A 21,283-nucleotide genomic window follows, 5' to 3' on the forward strand; every position below is an offset into this window, starting at 1 on the left:
TTGCGTGCTTCAGACTTTCCGCCAGTAGACTGCCGGCTTCAGCGCACGGCGTCCGCACAGGGCCCCGATCAATCCTCGTCCATGAAAGGATACCGCCAATCCGTCGGCGGGACCATGGTTTCCTTGATTGTCCGGGCGCTCATCCAGCGGAGTAGGTTCATGGGGCTGCCCGCCTTGTCGTTCGTACCCGACGCCCGTGCGCCCCCGAAGGGCTGCTGCCCGACGACGGCGCCGGTGGGCTTGTCGTTGACGTAGAAATTGCCGGCCGCGTTCCGAAGCGCGTCCGATATGCGCACGATGGCCTCGCGGTCCCGCGCGAATACGGACCCGGTCAGGGCGTAGGGCGACGTGGTGTCGCAGAGCGCGAGGGTCTCGTCCAGGCGGTCGTCCTCGTACACGTATATGGTCAGCACGGGACCGAAGATCTCCTCCCCCATGGTCCTGAACCGCGGGTTCGTCGTCACGATGGTCGTGGGCTCGACGAACCAGCCCCGCTCGCGGTCGCAGCCGCCCCCGGTGATGATCTCGGCGTCGTCCGCTGACCGGGCGTATTCGATGTAACCGGCGATGGTGTCGAAGGACGCCTCGTCGATCACGGCCGCCATGAAATTCGAGAAGTCTTCGGGATCGCCGACCCTGATCTGCGATACCTCGGCCGTGAACCGGTCCCTGAAGGCTGGCCAAAGGGAACGGGGCAAGTACATCCGTGAGGCCGCGGAACACTTCTGCCCCTGGTATTCGAAGGCGCCGCGCACCGCCGCCGCGACGAGCGCATCCACGTCCGCCGAGGCGTGGACGAAGATGAAGTCCTTGCCGCCCGTCTCGCCCACGATGCGGGGATAGTGCTTCATGCGCGCCAGGTTGCCGGCCACAGTGCGGTACATCCGCTGGAACGTGGCGGTCGATCCGGTGAAGTGAATGCCGGACAGGTCGGGGCTGTCGAGCACCGGGTCGCCCACCTCGGCCCCGGAACCCGGGATGAAGTTGATCACGCCGGGCGGCAGGCCGGCTTCCTGCAACAGCTCCATGACGTGCCAGGCCGAGTAGACGGCCGATGACGCCGGTTTCCAAAGGACTGTGCAGCCAGTGAGGGCCGGCGCCGTGGGCAGGTTGCCGCCGATGGCCGTGAAATTGAAGGGCGTTACGGCGAATACGAATCCCTCGAGAGCCCGGTACTCCAGGCGGTTCCAGACGCCGGGCGAGGAAGCTGGCTGGTCGCTCATGAGCTGCGCCAGGTAGCTGACGTTGAACCGCCAGAAGTCGATCAGTTCGCAGGCCGCGTCGATCTCTGCCTGGAACACCGTCTTGGACTGGCCCAGCATGGTCGCGGCATTGACCGCCTGGCGCCAGGGCCCGGCGAGCAGGTCGGCCGCCTTCATGATGATCGACGCCCGTTGCTCCCAGGGCATGTCCGACCAGGCCGCCCGGGCCTCCAGGGCCGCGTCGATGGCCATGCGGACCTCGGCCTCGCCGGCCTTGTGATATACGCCGAGGTCGAGCCCGTGGTCATGGGGGGCCCGCAGCGGCGCCGTGTTGCCCGTCTTCACCTCCCGGCCGCCGATGATCAGCGGGACCTCTACGGGGGTGGATTTCAACTCGGTGAGCTTCGCCTTGACGGCCGCTTTTTCGAGCGATCCGGGCGCGTAGTCCAGGACGGGTTCGTTGAAGGGCTGAGGCGGGTTGAAGCGTGCGTTGGCCATGCTCCATATGTATCCGGCGCGCGGCCGATGTGTCAACTGTTTTGTAGGCCGTCTGCCGGTATCCCGCCGCGCTGATCCGCGGCGTCCTCGCGGCCTCCCCGCGACGGTCCCAGCAGCAATCTCCACGGCGCTCCCCATAGCGCTCCCACCGCGTTCCCCGCACCCATTTTACTCTTGCCAGATCCCTCAGTGATATGAGATATTGGCGGTATAAACCGAGTCAGACAGACGATCGACAACAGCAGGGCTCGCGGCAGCTCAGGAACAGCGGCCGGCCGGGCCGGGAGTACGGTCATGAGCACCGATCAGGCCAAACAGGAACAGGGCATTACGGCGGTAAACCAGGAATACACGCAGTACGACCAGGTGAAGAAGGAACAGACCTACAACCTGGCCGAAGGTGGGGCGAAAGAAGAATTCGACGAGGAAACGCGGATCCGGACCTGCGACATGAGCCTCTTCCACCACGGCGGCCCGGAGGGCAGGGCGCAGTTCGCCCGGGACATCGGCGAGGCCATGGAGGGCATCGGCTTCGTGATCCTCGAGAACCACGAAATCCCGCCCAGCCTGTACGAGGAGGCCGAGCGCAAGGTGGCCGAGTTCTTCACGGACACGCCCATGGCGGACAAGATGAAGTACGAAGCCGAGCGTCACGGTTCGGTCAACCAGGGCTATTTCCCCATCAAGCAGACCAGCCGGATGCATCCCGACCTCGTCGAGGGCTGGGTCTTCTGCCGGCGGGCATTCAACCTGGGCGAGAACCCGGACTACCGCGAGACGGAGTACTGGCCCGCAGCCGGTTACGAACCGTTCTTCCGGCAGATCATCCAGCACCACGAGAACCTGATCCTGCCCCTCATGCAGAGCATCCTCGCCTACCTGGGCTGCGATCCGTCCCTCTACGACGAGAAGCTCACCCGGACGAACTTCGGCTTCCGGCTCAACTACTACCCGCCCATCACCAAAGAGGACGACGAATCCGGGGCCGGCCGCATGCTGGGCCACGAGGACGTGGACCTGTTCACCATCCTGCCTTCCCACGGGGTGGACGGCCTGCAGGTGCTCAACCGCGAGAACATGAAGTGGATCCGCCTCAATCCCCCGGAAGGCAGCATCATCATCAACACGGGCGACTACATGCAGCGGATCACCAACGACCGCCTGCCCTCCACCACGCACCGGGTCAGCAAGCCGCAGGACGCCAGCCTCTTCGGCTCCGCTCGTGTCAGCATCCCCATGGCCGTCTACGTTTGGGAGGAGGAGATGCTCGAGGTACTGCCCAACACGGGCGAGCCCAAGTACGAACCCATCTCGGCGGTCCAGTTCCACACCCGCACCACGAGCAAGTACTACGGCGACGACTACGCGGTGGATGATGACTAGTCCGTATCCATGAAAGGTCGGGCCATGACCCCCCACGAGCAATACCTCTTCGACCTTCAGGGCTTCATCGCGGTCCCTGACGCCCTCGACGCCGGACAACTCGCCGAGTTGAACCGCATCCTCGACGAAAAGATCGAGGAGGCCATGGAACCCGGCGCGACCACGCACCGTTTCGGCTTTACGCTGCTCGACTGGGGATCGGCCTACCAAGACCTGATCGACAACCCGCGCATCGTCCCCTACCTGGAGCACATCGTCGGACCGCGGTTTCGGCTGGACCACGATTACGCCGACATCATCCGGAAGGGCGACGGACCCATCGGCACGACCCTCCACGGCGGCGCCATCCCCTTCGACCCGCTGTATTCCTACACCTGCGTCAATCAGGAGATCCGGTGCGGCCTGTCCGTGGTCGCCTACAACCTGAAGGACGTGAACCCCGGCGACGGTGGCTTCGGCTGCGTGCCCGGCAGCCACAAGAGCAATTTCCGCTTCCCCGACGAGTGGCGCAACCTCAAGACCGACCAGCCCTTCATCCGCGCCGTGACCGGTAAGGCCGGCACCGCCGTCATCTTCACCGAGGCGTTGACCCACGGCACCATGCCCTGGCACGGCGACGAACGCCGCACCCTCTTCTACAAGTATTCTCCCAACTCGGTATCCTGGTACGCGGAGTACTACGACGCCGAAAAGTACGAGGGACTAACGGATCGGCAGCAGAAGATTCTCGAAGCGCCGAACGCGCGGTACGGGCAGCGGTTTAAGCGTGGGGTGGTGGTGTAGGTGGGTTTGCGGGTTAGATCGTAGGAAAGACTTCAAGCGGTAGTGTTTCTGCAATTCAGTTAATCCCATAAGCATAGTCAGCATCCATAATAGTGGGAATTCCAAATGGCCCTGAAGAAGTCCCAACTGTATTCCTCTCTTTGGCAAAGCTGCGATGAACTGCGTGGTGGCATGGACGCCTCTCAGTACAAGGATTACGTCCTTACACTGCTATTCATGAAGTACGTCTCCGACAAGGCGACCAAAGACCCAAACATGCTTATCCTAGTGCCAGAGGGAGGGAGTTTCGCCGACATTGTAAAGCTGGTTGGCGATAAAGAGATCGGCGATAAGATAAACACGGTGATCGCCACGCTCGCAGAAGCAAACGAATTGGTAGGCGTCATAGATCAAGCGGATTTCAACGACGAGAACAAACTAGGGTCCGGCAAAGAGATGCAGGACAGGCTCTCCAGGCTCGTCGCCATATTCGACAGCCTGGATTTCGGCGCAAACCGGGCTGATGGGGATGATCTCCTCGGCGACGCCTACGAGTATCTGATGATGCACTTCGCCACGGAATCCGGCAAGAGCAAGGGACAGTTCTACACGCCGGCCGAGGTCTCGCGCATCATGGCCCAGGTGATCGGCATCGGACCAGATACCCGGCAGGATCAGACCCTCTACGACCCGACCTGCGGTTCAGGTTCGCTCCTACTCAGGGCCGCCGATGAAGCGCCGCGCGGCATTTCCGTCTACGGCCAGGAGATGGACAACGCCACCTTTGCGCTGGCGCGGATGAACATAATCCTGCATGGTCACGAGACCGCCGTAGTCTGGCGAGGCAACACCCTTGCCGCTCCGTATTTCACGAGCGAGAACGACCGTCTCAAGACCTTTGACTTTGCCGTTGCCAATCCGCCCTTTTCCGCCAAGGCCTGGTCCAATGGTCTTGATCCGGCCAACGACGAGTTCGGGCGTTTTGGCTACGGTATCCCACCTGCCAGGAACGGCGACTACGCCTTTCTTCTTCACCTCATTGCGTCGCTCAACAGCAAGGGCAAAGGCGCGATCATCTTGCCGCACGGCGTACTGTTCCGGGGCAACCGGGAAGCTGACATTCGAAAGAACCTTATCCAACGAGGATACATCAAGGGTATCGTCGGCCTTCCGCCCAACCTGTTCTACGGCACCGGCATTCCTGCATGCATCCTGGTTTTAGACAAGGAAAGTGCCCATTCGCGTGGCGGTATCTTCATGATCGACGCAAGCAAGGGCTTCCGCAAGGACGGCAACAAGAACCGACTGCGGGCCCAGGACATCCACCGAATTGTCGACGTGTTCATCCGGCAGATTGAGTTGCCGCGTTACTCCCGCATGGTTCCGACGGCTGAGATCGCGAGCACTGCTAACGACTATAATCTCAACATTCCGCGCTATATCGATTCCAACGAGCCGGAAGATCTGCACGACCTCGACGCTCATCTGCGCGGCGGTATCCCGGACCGCGACCTCGACGCGCTCGGTGTCTACTGGGACGTGTTCCCCTCACTCCGCCGAACGTTGTTTGTCGGCAACGGCCGAGAAGGCTACAGCGAAAGTCGCATCGAGACGGGACAGGTGAAGGCAGCCATTCTCGATCACGAAGAATTTAGATCGTACCAGGCTCGTGTTTCAGTTGTTCTCGACGATTGGTGCAAGGCACACGAGGCCGTTCTGAAGGGACTGGAGACAGGTGCCAATCCCAGGGAAATCATTCGCACCCTGGCAGAGGATTTGCTGGCGCGTTTCGCCGACATGCCGCTGCTCGACCCGTACGACTTGTACCAGCGGTTGATGGATTATTGGGACGAGACGATGCAGGATGACGTGTACCTGATCACCACGGACGGTTGGAACGAGACCATCAGACCGCGTAGTATCATCGAAGACAATGGCCGAAAGATCAAAGAAGCGCCGGATCTCACGATCAAGCGCGTAAAGTACAAGATGGATTTGCTTCCTCCGGAGCTGATCGTTTCTCGGTACTTTGGCAGCCAACAGACTACTATCGAAACTCTGCAGGCGAAGCAAGAAATCGACAGCCGGGAACTGGAGGAGTTCGTTGAGGAGCATACTGGTGAAGAGGGGTTGCTAGCGGATGTCGTCAATGACAAGGGCAAAGTCACCAAAAGCAGTGTCACGCAACGGTTCAAGGCAATACAATTCGAGCCGGAGAGCGAGGAAGAACAAGATGCCCTAAAGCAATGCAGGACCTTGATCGAGGCCGTGATTAAGGTGACCAAGGCCGTTAAAGTCGCCCAAGAGCTTTTAGACGAGAAAGTGCTTTCCCGCTACACCACACTCACAGAAAATGAGATCAGAACGCTGGTGGTTGAGGACAAGTGGTTTGCGAGCATACGGGCCGCAATCGAGGATGAGGTGCAAGGGCTGACACAGCAGCTTGCTGGGCGTGTGACAGAACTGGAAGAACGCTACACTCGGCCACTGCCGGAGTTGGAACGGGATGTGGAGACGTTCGGCTCAACGGTCGAGGGGCACTTGAAGCGGATGGGAATTTCACTATGAGAGAGAGTTTGTTCGGTGGCAGCGCACAACGGTGTGGGCAGACTCCAGAGATATTGCAGTCCATCATGAACGAAGAATGACCCGCGTTGTCTTCGATATCGGAACCACGTTTCTGACTTACGAGACCAGGTGAATGTGATGAATACGAGGTAGGATATCGTGGGCAACGAAATTGATGACCGATTCCCCGAGTTACCGGCCAATGCTTATACGCATGCCGTACCCGTTCCGTTGCACGACACTAAGGCAGACAGATCGGATCAGGTGCCGTCAGGTTACAAACGGACTGAGGTGGGGGTGATTCCGTCTAATTGGGACGTAGAACTACTCGGCAATCTCTTTGTATTCAAGAACGGTTTGAACAAGGCCAAGCAGTTTTTCGGTACCGGGACACCCATCGTCAACTACATGGACGTTTTTAAAAACCCGGGACTTAGGATGGACGATCTATCTGGACGAGTAAAATTGAGTCCCGAGGAGATCAGAAACTTCGAGGTTCGGTTGGGAGACGTGTTCTTTACACGCACATCGGAGACAGTTGAAGAGATTGGCGTGGCATCCGTTATGCTCGAAGAGCCTTGTGATACCGTATTCAGTGGATTCGTTCTTCGTGCGCGGCCCCGAGATGATCGACTTGAAGACCACTACAAGCAGTACTGCTTTAGTTCCAGAGTAATCAGATCCCAAATCGTATCAAATGCGACATACACAACGCGCGCCTTGACCAATGGTCGATCGTTGTCAGCTGTGCGTGTCACAGTACCCCCGAAACCAGAACAACGCGCTATCGCCAAGGCGTTGTCGGATGTAGATAGGTTGTACACAGCTTTGGAGGTGTTAATCTCCAAGAAACGGGCCATCAAACAGGCAGTCACACAGCAACTTCTCACCGGAAAGATTCGTTTACCTGGATTTCATGAGGCATGGGAGACCCAACGGCTAGGAGATATGGGAAGTTGCCTACGTGGAGTTAGCTATAATCCCACAGCGGACTTAGTAGGTCATGACAAAGCCACCACTGTAAGGCTTCTGAGAGCTAACAATATCCAAGATACTACAGTAACAACTTCGGATATCCATTTCGTTGAGTCACGAAAAGTGTCCGATTCCCAAGTTTTACGACCTAATGACATTCTCGTTTGCATGGCGAATGGCAGCAAGGAATTAGTCGGAAAAGCTGGCCTATTTCGCATATCTGACGGTTTTGCGTACACCTTTGGTGCTTTCATGGGATGTTTCCGCACAAAACCAAAATTTGTTGACCCAAGTTTTGTGTATTATCTCTTCCAATCAGACAGATTTCGCCGCTTTGTTGGCCTTATCTTAGCTGGATCAAGCATCAACAATTTAAAACCAAGCGATATAGAATCGGCTGAGTTCCAAATTCCAAGCAGAATCGAACAAACTGGTATAGCAAATGTCCTCTCGGACATTGAAGCTGAGATTGCCGCACTCGATCAACTCCGTGACAAGGTTCGAACCGTCAAGCAAGGAATGGTGCAGCAGCTTCTCACAGGGGGAGTAAGTCTGGTTTATCCCAAAGTTTCTTCCAATTGAAAAACTGACTGGTTTGGCATTACGATGCAGAAAAAGATAAAGAGACTGTACCTTAACATGACTGGGTTACCTTATAGGACAGAATAAACGAAAACACATGATCAATCTTGACAACCCCGAACTGAAGCAACTTGCAAAGGTCCTTCAGAAGTACAATCTACGTCATACAGTAAGTCGCCTTGCCAGTCTACTCACCGTACCATCATTCCATGCGAATAACCTTCGAGTGGAAACTCTAGTACATATTGCTGTTATCCACTGTCGAGGGAACAATAGGCCTTCGTTGAAAGTTATTGATCGTTGGCTCAATGATTTTCTGGGAAACACGTCCGTAAATTATGCAGAAGACCCGGCTGAGGATGTTTTCATCACAAACGTTAGAACCCCCGAAGGCAATCGACGGCTGTTTGAGGGTATCTGGCAATCAAGTTGCTACTTCACACAGACGGTTATCGACATTCTATGCTCAAGACAAGTAACACCCGAACTCAGGAGACTACTCGCCCCCATTCTTACGTTACTGAAGCTGAGCGATATTGTCGCGGATAGAGTTGGATTACACAGGTGGCATTCTGAGCCATCATCTCCAAAAGGCGTGTGTGAGTTATCGCCCGCGATCAGGATTGTCGACAGAGGGAAATCTGTATCGTTCACTTCAGACGAACTTTCCACGTATCAGATTAACCTCGCTTTGTTAGACCCATTTATTCTTAAAACTAGCAGTAAGAATCTACTTTGTACTGAGACTTTGGGTCACACTTCATTGGAGCGTTACCCAATTTTACAGTTAGGGAACAAACTGATACTTGCGTTACCAAATGCGGTCGGGCCAGCTATCAGAAGATTCCTTCTGGATAGGTTACAGCTGATGGGGGGGCTGCCAACCTTCGCACAACTGCTAGATTCGTATCAGTCCGATCAGGTCGAATCGGAAGGAATAAGCAGATTCGGTAATGCGGATTCCGCTGAATCACTGAGCACAGATGATACAGACCTACCAATTTATGATTGGTTGTTGAAGGTTGACGTAAACAGGTACCTGCATGTAGTCCTCCTCACTTACCCTTTGGAACCACTGCACAACGAAGGTCTAGACAGTTCGATTGGATATCGCAAAAAAACTGAGAAAACTCTATGTGCTTACCTAAATCGGACTGTAAACCAATGCATGGATTCACCAGGTAAAATCGACGGAACAACCTTATTATTGACAGGTGGATTGGGGGGTAACTGCGGTTTGAGTTTTCAAAACTGGTCGAACCGATGGAGTCTTTCGGTAATTCATATCTCGGATTTTCTCATGTTGGTAAATGATCCAGACCAATCAATCGCACGTTTTTTGAAGTTCATCAAACAGAAAAGATGGGCAGAAGACCAAGGAGTCAAGTTTCCCCCTATCATTGGTGATTACACTCTTTTCTGTTTTTGGTTAAGGTCTGGTTTTCAAATAGTTCATACTGAACTCTCGGTGAGCCCCGGATCAGTTCTACTGGCGGATGTCGGTTATCCGCTGAATGTGCGCACCAAATGTAGAAGAACCCTTGATCTCCACCTTATCCAAACTACGAATGGGGGTTTAGTAGACGTCAAACGGCTTGATGTAGATACGTACTTTCATTCCCTTACTGCTCGACCAATATATGGAAGCATTAATCATGCCCAAGCCGGTGTCTTGGCAGGTGCGATTGAAACAAGACGAGGTCCCAGTTGGTTTAGTTTACGCCTACGCCAAAAGGAAAATGGATTTCGGAACCATGCTTTTCAGTTTTGGAATGGTTTTATTGACTTGTTTTACAGGGTTGTGGTCGAACATGAGTCACAGAACTCAAATCTGCAATCTGGACCGATAGAGGTATGCCTTGATCTTACCGATGTTGTTATGCCCGAAGTCGATGCAGAAGCACAACCGGCAACGGAATTCGTTGAATCTAGGATTTCAGTACAAAACCGAACTGCCGTGATAAAGCTCCCGGCAGTTCTCTTGAAGTACTTCCAGCAGCCTGAAAACATCGGTGAGAAATATGTTGTCAAGCATATTGCGAAAGCCCTTATCAGACTACATACGAGAGTAGTCACGGACTTCGATGAGATATCTGTCGAGCAACTAACGGACAGGATTGTAAATGATGCAGGTATACGGGTAATACATGTTCTGACAAGTTATGATAGAGTCGAGCAGCTATTACAAAAACATAACAAGAAACCAGTAATGCTTGCACCAGAGGACTTTGCTTTTGCAAAACTAAAACTGTCGGAGGGCTGTCTACCAAGTGATGACGTGAGTAATCTCGATTCGAGGAGCGCATGCAACAGTTTTTTGAATAAAGTTGTTGCCAAGATCTGGAGTCAGATACGAAGTAGATTGAAGACTCTCGATCGAGCTTCAGTATTGCGAAATTTGTTATATGTACACGAAAACATCCTTCACGACCGAAATCGTTGGCGTCGCACTGCAAATGCTGTTCAAGCGCTGTATGGACCGGATGACGATGTGCATGATACCGTACATGAACGTGAGGGAATGCGAAGCATCACAGATTTGGCGACTCGTACTATATTGGAAATGGCAATTTGTGAATGCCCGGAGTCTGGAGGTGATCTACTCTCAAAAGAGCAATTGGATGAATTGATAGCGAAAGCTGCGCTTATGCATGAAGTCGCAGCTCACTCCGACGGCATCAAAAACAAACTAATCAATCCTCCAATTGAGTTGCACCAAAATGGCTCATACTCGATAGAACATGAATTCATCAATACCGTAATCGAACCTTTCTTGAAAGCATACGCTACCGATGATTTCGGGGAAGCTGCATCCAAATACCATACACAGTATCAAAACAGACCATCTGTAAAACCAGTTGAAGAGCTTTATCCTGAAGACTTCATCGAGGCGTTTGAGACCGAGTTCGACATACCGTTACAAGATACCGTAGAGGGATTTGCTGAGATTTTCGAATTGGCGAAAGATTATAATCAAATCGTTGTCAAGACGACACTTGGCGAAATTCGAAACAGACTTACATCCAATAGGGGATTCTCCGAAACCAAGACCAATGCATTCATCTCGGCTTTTAGTTTATTCCACAGGCCTAAATGGGATTCTACACTGCCTGGTATGACAAACAGGGATATTCAACCGTGGCGCTACAGTCGTCGAATGTCCATGGTTTTTAAGCCAATACTTGTTTTTGGAAAACAGGACACGGACGTAGTGATCTTCGGAGTTGGCACCTTACAGTTGGGATTCCATTATCTACTATACTGCATTGAAGAAGGGTACCTACCTCAGGAGTTTTTTAGTTCGGATACGATGAGAAGTTTTATCGGCGGAATCACAGACAGGAAAGGTCATGACTTCACAGTCACAGTCGCTGAACATCTGAGTACGAATGGATGGCAAACTAGAACCGAGATTCCGATGACTCAGATAGGTGCGTCGTCCGACTTTGGAGATATTGACGTCTTGGCATGGAAACCAAATGGAGCAATCTTAATCATTGAGTGTAAACGATTGAGACTTGCCCGAACAGTCGCTGAGATCAGTGAGATCTGCCGTCGTTTCCGTGGAGAAGCGAAAGATGAGCTGTTTAAGCATATGAGAAGGGTAAACTGGATCGAAACCAATCCCTCTAGATTGAACACGATTATAGGGATGCCGGTAAAACCAAATCAAATTGACCAGAGGTTAATTACAAACATTCCGGTACCAATGAGATTCCTATCAAACCTACCCATACCGAATGATAAGATCGGTCCGTTGAACGATGTGGGAGTTTAGTTTATCCGCAATTATTCGATGACACTAATGCTATGACGGCATTCATCATGTATCGCGGGATATGGGAATGACAGAGTCGGTTAGTTATGTACTAGGATGAACAGTACAAAATCGAATATTGATATCCTTGGTCACAGATGTGCTAAGCAGAACAAAAGTTTGATATCATTGACTTCAATGCAATCACAATTTAACTTATGATCCGAGACGGCAAGAAAGGAGGCATCAATGGCAAGTATGACAATTCGCAATCTGAGCGAAGACATCAAACAGCGACTACGCATCCAGGCGGCTGAGCATGGTCATTCCATGGAAGAAGAAGCCCGGGAGATCCTGCGAACGGCGCTGAGTGAACGCGACTCTCCAATAAACTTGGCACAAGCTATACGCGCTTGTTTTGAGCCGTTGGGTGGAGTGGAACTTGACATACCACCTCGCAAGCCGATGCGTGATCCTCCGGAGTTAGGTTGATTAGCACGAAATGATACTCCTCGATACAAACGTTGTATCAGAATTTACACGCCCAACACCCAATCTAGCCGTCACGAACTGGATTGCTGAACAATCCTTTTCAGCCGTATTCTTGTCGGCGATCACGGAAGCGGAATTACGGTATGGTGTGGAGATTCTACCAATGGGTAGGCGTCGTGAAACGCTAAGTATCGCAATAGAGACTCTGCTCCAGAAGGTTTTCGTGCGGCGCATCTTACCTTTTGACAGCGATGCTGCACGTATGTACGCGAAAATCGCTGCCAATCGACGAGCTATTGGGAAGCCTATAAGCGATGCAGATTGCCAGTTGGCAGCCATCGCAAGATGTCATGGAGCGGCAGTCGCAACACGTAATGTCAGAGATTTCGAATACTGCGAAATTGAGGTAATCAACCCTTGGTCCATTTGACTGCTTCATAGACTATCGCAGGAATGAATCGACCAAGTCCCGGGCTCTTTACCAGACCAATGAGAGCCTATCCGCCTCCACAAATGCCAAGTCAGAGAGCATGACGCTATGAGCAAAGTCGGCGAACAGGAGATCCTTACACAAAAACGTGTCGTCGAGTTGTTTGAAGATACGCTTGGTTACGCTTATCTCGGTAACTGGAAGGATCGTGTCGACAATAGCAACGTCGAGGTCGAACTGATCACCGATTGGCTCAAGTGCCAAGGCCACGATAAAGGGATTATCGACAAGACACTGTTTTCATTTGGCAAGGCGACAGCACTCGGTGGAAGCAGAACGCTATACGACGCCAACCGCGAGACGTACGAACTGCTCCGCTACGGTGTGAAGATTCAACCCGCAGTGGGTGAGCAAACGGTCACCATATGGTTGATAGATTGGGAAAACCCCGAAAACAACGACTTCGCCATCGCCGAAGAGGTGACAGTCGTCGGTGAAAATACACGACGTCCCGATATTGTACTGTACGTCAACGGCATCGCCATGGGCGTACTGGAACTGAAGCGCTCCATTGTATCGGTAAGCGAGGGCATCCGGCAGAACCTCGACAGCCAGAAGAAGGAGTTCATCCGGCCGTTCTTCACGACTGTACAACTGGTTATGGCGGGTAACGAGACGGAAGGACTTCGTTACGGCGCGATAGAGACGCCAGAAAAACACTGGCTGCGTTGGAAGGAACAAGAATCCTCAAACACCATCGATGACAATCCACTGCTCCAGGAACTCAGACAACTTTGCGACAAGAAACGACTGTTGGAGATCGTACACAACTTCATCGTCTACGACACGGGTAACAAGAAGGTCTGTCGGCACAATCAGTACTTCGGTGTGCGAGCCGCCCAGGAGCGCGTAAACTGGCGCGAAGGCGGCGTCATATGGCACACCCAGGGTAGTGGTAAAAGCCTGACCATGGTGTGGCTGGCGAAGTGGATTCGTGAGAATGTGAATGGAGGCCGCGTCCTTATCATCACCGACCGCACCGAACTGGACGAACAGATCGAGAAGGTCTTCAAGGGAGTCAGTGAGGATATCTATCGAACCAAAAGCGGTGCCGACCTTGTTCACGTCCTGGATTTATCTAACGAGTGGTTGGTTTGCTCTCTGATACACAAATTCAGCTCGTCGGAGGAAGGCGACATCGACTCATACCTCGACGATATCAGGAAGAACCTTCCCAGTGACTTCCAGGCCAAGGGAGAACTCTTCGTCTTTGTCGACGAATGCCATCGAACCCAGTCGGGCAAACTCCACAGAGCCATGAAACAGTTACTACCTGATTCTACTTTGATCGGGTTTACTGGCACACCGCTGCTAAGGGATGACAAAAGACGTAGTATCGAGACTTTCGGACCCTACATACACACCTACAAGTACGACGAAGCGGTGAACGATGGTGTGGTGCTGGATCTGCGTTACGAGGCGCGCGACATAGATCAGAACATCACCTCTCAGGAGAAGGTTGATCAGTGGTTCGACGCCAAGACCAAGGGGTTGAGCGACGTGGCGAAGGCTCAGCTCAAGGAGCGTTGGGGCACGATGCGGAGGGTACTGAGTTCACAGCACCGGCTGGAGAAAATCGTGGCGGACATTCTGTTGGACATGGAAACGCGCGACCGACTTAAGAGTGATCGGGGCAACGCGTTGCTTGTCTCGGACAGCATCTACTCAGCCTGTCGAATCTATGAGATGTTTCAGAATCACGGCCTTGAGGGAAAATGCGCTATCATCACCTCCTATCGACCGGTCATCGCGGACATTAAAGGGGAGGAGACGGGGGAAGGGCTAACCGAGAAGATACAAAAATACGACGTCTACCGTAAGATGCTCGCGGACTACTTCAACGAGCCCGAAGACGCGGCAATGCACAAAGCCGACCGGTTTGAACAGGAAGTCAAGAAACGCTTCATCGAAAGTCCCGGACAGATGAAGCTCTTGATCGTGGTGGACAAGCTACTGACGGGTTTTGACGCACCTTCCGCAACCTGTCTTTACATCGACAAACATATGCAGGATCACGGACTGTTCCAGGCGATCTGCCGGGTCAACCGTCTGGACGGTGATGACAAGGATTACGGATACATAATCGACTATAAAGATCTCTTCCGATCCCTGGAACAATCAATCAAAGATTACACTGGAGAGGCGTTCGATGGCTACGATGCTGAAGATGTAAAGGGCTTGCTGAAAGATCGGCTGCAGCAAGGTCGTGAGCGGTTGGAGGAAACGAGGGAGGCGATCAAGGCGCTGACGGAACACGTCGAACCACCTCGCGATACTTCCGCGTATATCAAGTACTTCTGTGGCATGACAGGTGGGGACGCTGAACAACTCAAGGAAAACGAACCGAAACGCGTTGCTTTCTATAAACTTGTGGCGGCTTTCTTGCGCGCATATGCAAACCTGGCAAACGAGATGGAGGAATCCGGCTACTCCGTTGCCGAGACCAAGGAGATCCGGGCCGAAGTGGACCACTACGAGAAGGCGCGGAAAGAGGTCAAGCTAAACAGTGGCGACTATGTCGATATGAAGATGTTCGAGCCTGCTATGCGTCACCTGCTCGACACCTATATCCAGGCAGAGGAAAGCGAGAAAGTCTCCACGTTTGACGATATGACCCTGGTAGAACTGATTGTAAGAGATGGTGAAGACGCAGTCGATGCGCTACCTGAATCGATGCAAGAGGACAAAGAAGCCGTAAGTTCGACCATTGAGAATAACGTCCGCCGACTAATCATAGATGAGACTCCGGTCAACCCGAAGTACTATGAGAAAATGTCACGATTGCTAGACGATCTGATTCGCCAGCGCAAGCACGAAGCACTGGAATACAAGGAATACCTCGCCAGGATGGTTGAATTAGCTCGAAACGTCCAGAACCCGGACTCTCAAACATCTGAGTCCTACCCTTCATCGATTAACACCTCTGCTTTAAGGTCACTATACGACAACCTCGTGGGAGAAGAGGGGTTGGAAGTGCAATTACAACAGTCGGACTTTCCCGTTGATTCGAACGAAGATGTCTCTGAAGCAAAGGCAATTGCATTGGACAAAGCCATAAGACAGGTAAAAAGAGACGATTGGCGGGGACACATATTAAAGGAACGTCAGATTCGAAACGCCATCAGGTCAGAACTTGACGGCAACGAAAATCTCATAAATGCGATTTTCGAAATCGTAAAACACCAGGATGAATACTGAGTTGAGTGGTCACTTCATCGAAGTACGAGGAATAGCGATAGAGATCGTCCGAAAGGACATCAAAAACCTGCATCTTGGTGTGTATCCACCGAACGGCAGAATCCGCGTAGCCGCTCCGTTGCATCTCGATGACGATGCAGTCCGGGCGGCGGTAGTATCGCGTCTTGCATGGATTCGGAAGAAACAAGCCGAGTTCGAAAAGCAAGTCCGACAGTCTCAGCGAGAGTTCGTATCGGGTGAAAGTCATTACTATCGCGGTCGTCGCTATCGGCTACAGGCGATTGAGTTCGATGGTCCACCAAGTGTCCGACTGCTCAACAACACGAGGATGGTAATACGCTTCCGGCCGAATTGCGATCGGAACGCACGGGAAGCTGTAGTACAGCTATGGTACCGTAGCCAACTACGAAACCAAGTGGTTTCGTTGAAAACCGAATGGGAACGAAAAACTGGAGTTACGGTAAACGAAATCCGTATCAAGAGGATGAAAACCCTCTGGGGCTCTTGCAACATCGAAGCAAAACGTATCTGGTTGAACCTTGAACTGGCAAAAAAACCCGCATCCTGCTTGGTGTTCATCCTCGTACACGAAATGGTCCACTTGATTGAGCGCAAGCATAACGACCGGTTCAAGGCACTGATGGATGAACATCTTCCTCAATGGCGTTTGTACCGGGACGAATTGAACAGCGCGCCACTCGCACATGAAGACTGGCGGTACTAAACAAGGCTATCCCCAATGGAAGAGTGAAGGTTAACCAAACCCTCATTGCAAATCACACAATCAAGGACCACCCATGACACCCATCGACCTGGGATCGCAACGTGAACTTTTTGTAGATCCCTACCTGATCGACACCCTGTCCGGCGCCCGGCTGCACCTGCACGAACCGGTCCGCAAAGAGACGGTGTTCCGCGTCGTCGAACCCCTGGAGAACGCCTGCACGGGATGCTACAACCTGGTCCAGGCCGACGGAAAGATCCTGGTGTACTACCGCGGCTACCACCCCACGGGCAAGCACGAGGATCTGCCTGAGGGTTGGGCGCAGACGCAGACGACGAACCTGCTGGTCAGCGACGACGGCATCCATTTCGAGCGGCCCGGCCTGGGCATGGTGGAGGTGGAGGGATCGACGGACAACAACATTCTCATCCGGGGTGCCCAGGCGCACAACTTCTGCGTCTTTCTGGACGGCAATCCGTCCGCGCCGTCCGAACAGCGTTTCAAGGCCATCGGCGGAGAGGGCAGGAACATGCTGTTCGGGTTTACTTCTCCCGACGGGCTCGTCTGGAAATCCATCGTGGACGGTCCCCTCAAGATCGAGGGCGCCTTCGATTCGGTGAACGTGCCCATGTGGGACGACTATGTGGGTTGCTACCGCATCTTCAGCCGTTACTTCGAAGAGACCGGGGACGACGGCGTCGGGGTTCGAGCCATACAGAGTTGCACGTCGGACGATTTCATCCACTGGACCTCGCCCGAGCATCACGTGTACGGCGAAGGCGTCCCGTTCGAGCATTTCTACACCAACGCCACCACGCTCTGCCCCGGGGCGGAACACATCCTGCTTTCCTTCCCCATGCGGTTCGTGCCGGAACGGACGAAGGATACGGAGGGCATGGACTATCCCGGCGGCGGGATCTCCGATGCGGTGTTCATGTCGAGCCGGGACGGCGTACACTGGGATCGTACGTTCATGGACGCGTGGTTGAGGGCCGGCCTGGACCAGCGCAACTGGACCCATCGCAACCAGACGCCGGCCGCGGGGATCATTCCAACCGCGCCGGTCGAATGGTCCATGTACGTCGCCGAGCATTACGGATGGAACACCAACGCCGTGCGGCGGGTGACCGTCCGCCCCCACGGCTTCGCCTCGGTACGGGCGGGATACCACGGTGGCGAACTGCTGACGAAACCCCTGACCTTCACCGGATCGACGCTATTCATCAACTACTCGACGTCGGCCGTCGGAAGCGTGTCCGTGGAAATCCAGGACGCGGAGGGTCGTCCCCTGGAAGGATTCGGCGCGGGGGATATGGATCCGTTGTTCGGCGACGATCTCGACGCACCGGTCGCGTGGAAAGGGGGCGGGGGCCCGGGTGGTTCGGGCGACCCAGGTGGCCCCGGCGACCTGTCCCGCCTGAACGGCACGCCTGTTCGTCTGCGCTTCGTGCTGAAGGACGCAGACCTGTTCTCTATCCGGTTCGGGGATTCCTGATCAGGCCGACGACTTTCAGCCTAACCCGCCTGAATCGGTTTTCCGCGAAGCTTCCGGTAGATGGCCGGGGCCATGGAGATGGTGATGAGCAAGGCGAGGGCGATGGCCAGGTTGGTCAGGGCCGAGGTGCGCAGAGCGGCGCGCGTCACCTCGTCGAGTGCGGCGCCGGCCAGGTAGACCTGCATCAGCGACGCCGCGGTATAGGCGTAGATGAAGGTGCCCGGTGTAATCCCGATCACAGTCGCCAGCGCGAAGTGGAGCTTGCGTAGACCGGAGAGGCCGGCGGCGAAGTTCAGCACGTTGAAGGGGATGACCGGGATCAGCCGAAGCTGGAGCATGCGCAGGAACCCCTTTTTCCGGAGTCGACGGTCGATCCGGTCAATGGGCCCCTTGATGTAGCGGGATACGAAATCGCGGCCCAGGTATCGGGCCAGGTCGAAGGCGAGGTTGGCGCCGATGTTCGCGCCGATCATGACGTACAGCGCGCCCTCCAGGGCGCCGAAGGTGAAACCCGCGAAGAAGGTCAGGATCACCATCGGTACGCCCAGCACGGTCAGGAGGACATAAACGCCGATGAACACCAGCGGCGCCCACCAGAATCCCTCGATCGACTCGAAGAACCCCTCCATCACGACGGGCTGGAGATAGTTGCCCAGGGGCGTGAAGCTGTAGGCCAGAAAGCCTGACAAGGCGATCGCGAGCAGGATGACCGGCTTGACGAACTGTCGCTTCGTGCCGGTGGCCTCGACTGTTCCCTCGCCTGCATCCTCGGCTACGCCTTCGCCGGCTCCCTCGACTGTACCTTCGCCGGGGTCTAACTGCGACACGGCGCGTTTTGTTTATTCATGGATTTATCATTCCGTGCGCTTAATCCGCAGGCTGTTCGTTGATGCCCCAGTCGTAGTGCAGGTAATCCACGTCCACGTCTTTGCGCTTCAGCAGCGCGCGGGCCGCGTCATCGGGCACGTAGGGGGCGATGTAATCCAGGACTTCCCGCTGGTTCTTGCCGAAGTCGTCCTTGTACCAGTCCATGATCGGCGAAAGCCAGACGGTATTGTCCTCCGGATCGGCTCGGAACTTACTGGGATCGGCGAAAAAGACAAGGGTATTCGCCTTCATCTGCCGTTCCACGTCATCCGCGGTAAACGCTTCGGTCATGAGCGGCGGGCATCCTATGGAGGCGCACACGAGGGCGAAATGGACCAGGGGCTCGTCCATCTTGCGCAGGATGTTGTGTTCGATGTCGTCCAGCGAGTATTCCCTGCCCTGGATCTCGATCTTGTAATCCTTCCAGATGCTGTACCCGAGCACGCTGACGTGATCCCTGATGCTGCTGGTGGGATAGAAGTGCAGCATCCCGCGGATCGTGAGCGCGTTGTAAGTATTGATCCAGTAGGCGAAGATCTCGTTCCGGTCCTTCAGCCCGGCGGGGTCCACGCCCTTGATCATCTCCAGGTAGCCGTCCAGCGTGCCCACGTCGCGGGCCTTCCAGGTCCGGTAGTCGATCATGCCCCGGTCGTCGACGTACTTCTTCAGCAGACCGTCGTACACGGAGTGATCCACCATACCAGCTCCCTGCGCTTCGGCCATTCCAGTATACAGGACTGCCGTCAGTGCAACGGTCATCATGGTTTTCCAAGGCCTTGAATCCATACGTCTTATACGCATCGCTCGTGTCCCCTATTTCCCTTGCCCTGCATGGGATTTCCTGCTATATTTCATTGAAATCCGCAAACGTTTCACGCACCGGATTCACCCTTCCCAGGCGGTAAACAACCATGGAAACGAAATCCCGCGCCAGCATAATCTACGTCCTCGCCGCGATCCTGATACTGGCCGGCCTGATCTCCGCCATCGTGGGCGAAATGAGATCGCCTGAAGTGGCTGTCGTGTATGATGCGGATGGCGCCGTATCTTCGAATCCCTACTCGGTCGACCTGGATATTACCCTGGCGGACCTCGACGAGAACGAAGTGACCATCGGCAAGCTTGAAGAACCGGTCCGGATCATCAATTTCTGGGCCACCTGGTGCGGTCCCTGTGTCGCCGAGATTCCCGAATTCCAGGCCTTCCATGAAGAATACGGAGACCAGGGGGTCAAGGTCATCGGCATCGCCCTCGACGAGCAAGGCGCTGAAATCGTCCGGCCCTTCGTCGAGGAAAACAACATGACTTACCTGACGCTCATCGATACCGCAGGGAAATCTGCCTCGAGTTTCGGCGGCGTCTACGCCATCCCGACCACCTTCATTGTCGACCAGGACGGCATGGTACACAAGAAACACGTTGGCCTGATGTCCTACGAGAACCTGGAATCCGCCGTACTGCCCCTGCTGGCGAACTAGGTCGCGTTCGACCGCGGGACGCCGGCAATACCTCCGTAGGATATCGGAACTCCGGCTCCGTCACGCCGGCCTTCTCCCGAACTCGATCCGAAGTTGCGCGACACGCTCCGAATCTAAGGCCCCGTGCCGTGCAGTCTCCCAAGCGTCTCCGCCAGGTTACGTCCCAATCCCTCCACCGCCGCGTGGCGCTTCTCGTCTTTCAATCGCCCGTCTTCCACGAACGCGCCGTGCGCGCCCGGTAGCGCCACCTGGTCCGGCAGGACCATCACGTGGATGTTGCTCAGGATCGATCGCACGTGCACGAGTCCGCGAAGGCCGCCCAGCGACCCCGGCGACGCGCTCATCAGTGCGGCCGTCTTGTTCCGGAAGACCGCCAGCCTCTCCTCTCCCGGCACGGGCCTCGATGCCCAGTCGATCGTGTTCTTCAGGAGGGGCGTAATGGAACTGTTGTATTCCGGGGCGGCGATCAGCAGGCCCTGGCTGGCCATCATCAGCGCCTTGAAGCGGACCGCGTTCTCCGGTAGCCCTTCCTTTTCTTCCAGGTCGCCGTCGTACAGCGGCATGGAATAGTCGCGCAGGTCGACCAGGTTGACCTCGGCCCCGGCTTCCTCCGCGCCGCGCGCCGCGATTTCGACCAGTTTCCGATTGAAAGACCCGGTCCGTGCACTGCCGGCGAACGCGAGTATCCTGGGCACATAGCTCATACTGAATAGTCGCGTTTCAGGCCCCGAAAGTCAAGGGCGGATTGAACGCCCGGCGGCAGTGCTCCCATCGGCCGTTACACCCCATCCCGCAAGGCTTTATTCAGCCGG

General features: G+C 54.7%; 15 protein-coding genes. 11 read left to right on the forward strand and 4 right to left on the reverse strand.

Annotated elements, in window-relative coordinates; translation table 11 throughout:
- Positions 1 to 68: 68 nt before the first annotated feature.
- Entirely contained in the window at positions 69 to 1,700 is a 1,632-nt protein-coding gene (gene pruA / locus F4X08_00475) for an L-glutamate gamma-semialdehyde dehydrogenase (protein ID MYD24274.1), read from the reverse strand.
- 294 nt (positions 1,701 to 1,994) lie between these two features.
- Between pruA and F4X08_00480 the strand changes: the two genes are divergently transcribed.
- The 10 genes from F4X08_00480 (at position 1,995) to F4X08_00525 (ending at position 18,126) form a co-directional block, all read left to right on the forward strand.
- Positions 1,995 to 3,083 carry an isopenicillin N synthase family oxygenase gene (locus F4X08_00480; protein ID MYD24275.1) on the forward strand — a complete coding sequence of 363 codons (1,089 nt, stop codon included), beginning with the start codon at positions 1,995 to 1,997 and terminating at the stop codon, positions 3,081 to 3,083.
- A 24-nt stretch (positions 3,084 to 3,107) separates the two neighbouring features.
- Entirely contained in the window at positions 3,108 to 3,866 is a 759-nt protein-coding gene (locus F4X08_00485) for a phytanoyl-CoA dioxygenase family protein (protein ID MYD24276.1), read from the forward strand.
- A gap of 105 nt (positions 3,867 to 3,971) precedes the next feature.
- A complete protein-coding gene (locus F4X08_00490) occupies positions 3,972 to 6,413 on the forward strand; it encodes an SAM-dependent DNA methyltransferase (protein MYD24277.1) in 2,442 nt (813 codons plus the stop codon).
- Positions 6,414 to 6,572: 159 nt separating this feature from the next.
- Complete coding sequence (locus F4X08_00495) at positions 6,573 to 7,970, forward strand: hypothetical protein (GenBank protein ID MYD24278.1); 1,398 nt, start codon at positions 6,573 to 6,575, stop codon at positions 7,968 to 7,970.
- 97 nt (positions 7,971 to 8,067) lie between these two features.
- Positions 8,068 to 11,748: a hypothetical protein gene (locus F4X08_00500; GenBank protein ID MYD24279.1), complete on the forward strand. Its 3,681-nt coding sequence runs from the start codon at positions 8,068 to 8,070 to the stop codon at positions 11,746 to 11,748.
- Positions 11,749 to 11,976: 228 nt separating this feature from the next.
- The gene (locus F4X08_00505) at positions 11,977 to 12,219 is read left to right on the forward strand and encodes a plasmid stabilization protein (protein MYD24280.1); all 243 of its coding nucleotides are present in this window, start codon (positions 11,977 to 11,979) and stop codon (positions 12,217 to 12,219) included.
- Between the two features lie 10 nt (positions 12,220 to 12,229).
- Positions 12,230 to 12,649, forward strand: coding sequence for a type II toxin-antitoxin system VapC family toxin (locus F4X08_00510; GenBank protein MYD24281.1), 420 nt, complete (start codon positions 12,230 to 12,232; stop codon positions 12,647 to 12,649).
- A gap of 108 nt (positions 12,650 to 12,757) precedes the next feature.
- Positions 12,758 to 15,907 (forward strand): type I restriction endonuclease subunit R, encoded by a 3,150-nt coding sequence (locus F4X08_00515; protein MYD24282.1) that lies wholly within the window; start codon positions 12,758 to 12,760, stop codon positions 15,905 to 15,907.
- Positions 15,897 to 16,631: a M48 family metallopeptidase gene (locus tag F4X08_00520; protein MYD24283.1), complete on the forward strand. Its 735-nt coding sequence runs from the start codon at positions 15,897 to 15,899 to the stop codon at positions 16,629 to 16,631. Before F4X08_00515 ends, F4X08_00520 begins: the two co-directional genes overlap by 11 nt.
- A gap of 73 nt (positions 16,632 to 16,704) precedes the next feature.
- Positions 16,705 to 18,126, forward strand: a complete 1,422-nt coding sequence (locus F4X08_00525) for a hypothetical protein (GenBank protein MYD24284.1) — start codon at positions 16,705 to 16,707, stop codon at positions 18,124 to 18,126.
- 20 nt (positions 18,127 to 18,146) lie between these two features.
- Here the strand turns inward: F4X08_00525 and F4X08_00530 are convergent, their stop codons facing one another.
- Together F4X08_00530 and F4X08_00535 are read right to left on the reverse strand one after the other, a co-directional pair.
- The gene (locus F4X08_00530) at positions 18,147 to 18,953 is read right to left on the reverse strand and encodes a TVP38/TMEM64 family protein (protein ID MYD24285.1); all 807 of its coding nucleotides are present in this window, start codon (positions 18,951 to 18,953) and stop codon (positions 18,147 to 18,149) included.
- Positions 18,954 to 18,993: 40 nt separating this feature from the next.
- On the reverse strand, positions 18,994 to 19,794 hold the full coding sequence (locus tag F4X08_00535; GenBank protein ID MYD24286.1) for a DUF547 domain-containing protein: 801 nt from the start codon (positions 19,792 to 19,794) through the stop codon (positions 18,994 to 18,996).
- A gap of 110 nt (positions 19,795 to 19,904) precedes the next feature.
- Between F4X08_00535 and F4X08_00540 the strand changes: the two genes are divergently transcribed.
- Positions 19,905 to 20,471, forward strand: coding sequence for a TlpA family protein disulfide reductase (locus tag F4X08_00540; GenBank protein MYD24287.1), 567 nt, complete (start codon positions 19,905 to 19,907; stop codon positions 20,469 to 20,471).
- Between the two features lie 113 nt (positions 20,472 to 20,584).
- Here the strand turns inward: F4X08_00540 and F4X08_00545 are convergent, their stop codons facing one another.
- Positions 20,585 to 21,175, reverse strand: coding sequence for an NAD(P)H-dependent oxidoreductase (locus F4X08_00545; protein ID MYD24288.1), 591 nt, complete (start codon positions 21,173 to 21,175; stop codon positions 20,585 to 20,587).
- Between the last annotated feature and the right edge of the window lie 108 nt (positions 21,176 to 21,283).

Source organism: Gemmatimonadota bacterium (assembly GCA_009841265.1).
GTDB lineage: Bacteria > JAAXHH01 > JAAXHH01 > JAAXHH01 > JAAXHH01 > JAAXHH01.

Bases quoted from the DNA above. Each gene is read 5' to 3' on its own strand.
- pruA (MYD24274.1), bottom strand. From the start codon at position 1,700: ATGGCCAACGCACGCTTCAACCCGCCTCAGCCCTTCAACGAACCCGTC.
- F4X08_00480 (MYD24275.1), top strand. From the start codon at position 1,995: ATGAGCACCGATCAGGCCAAACAGGAACAGGGCATTACGGCGGTAAAC.
- F4X08_00485 (MYD24276.1), top strand. From the start codon at position 3,108: ATGACCCCCCACGAGCAATACCTCTTCGACCTTCAGGGCTTCATCGCG.
- F4X08_00490 (MYD24277.1), top strand. From the start codon at position 3,972: ATGGCCCTGAAGAAGTCCCAACTGTATTCCTCTCTTTGGCAAAGCTGC.
- F4X08_00500 (MYD24279.1), top strand. From the start codon at position 8,068: ATGATCAATCTTGACAACCCCGAACTGAAGCAACTTGCAAAGGTCCTT.
- F4X08_00505 (MYD24280.1), top strand. From the start codon at position 11,977: ATGGCAAGTATGACAATTCGCAATCTGAGCGAAGACATCAAACAGCGA.
- F4X08_00510 (MYD24281.1), top strand. From the start codon at position 12,230: ATGATACTCCTCGATACAAACGTTGTATCAGAATTTACACGCCCAACA.
- F4X08_00515 (MYD24282.1), top strand. From the start codon at position 12,758: ATGAGCAAAGTCGGCGAACAGGAGATCCTTACACAAAAACGTGTCGTC.
- F4X08_00520 (MYD24283.1), top strand. From the start codon at position 15,897: ATGAATACTGAGTTGAGTGGTCACTTCATCGAAGTACGAGGAATAGCG.
- F4X08_00525 (MYD24284.1), top strand. From the start codon at position 16,705: ATGACACCCATCGACCTGGGATCGCAACGTGAACTTTTTGTAGATCCC.
- F4X08_00535 (MYD24286.1), bottom strand. From the start codon at position 19,794: ATGCGTATAAGACGTATGGATTCAAGGCCTTGGAAAACCATGATGACC.
- F4X08_00540 (MYD24287.1), top strand. From the start codon at position 19,905: ATGGAAACGAAATCCCGCGCCAGCATAATCTACGTCCTCGCCGCGATC.
- F4X08_00545 (MYD24288.1), bottom strand. From the start codon at position 21,175: ATGAGCTATGTGCCCAGGATACTCGCGTTCGCCGGCAGTGCACGGACC.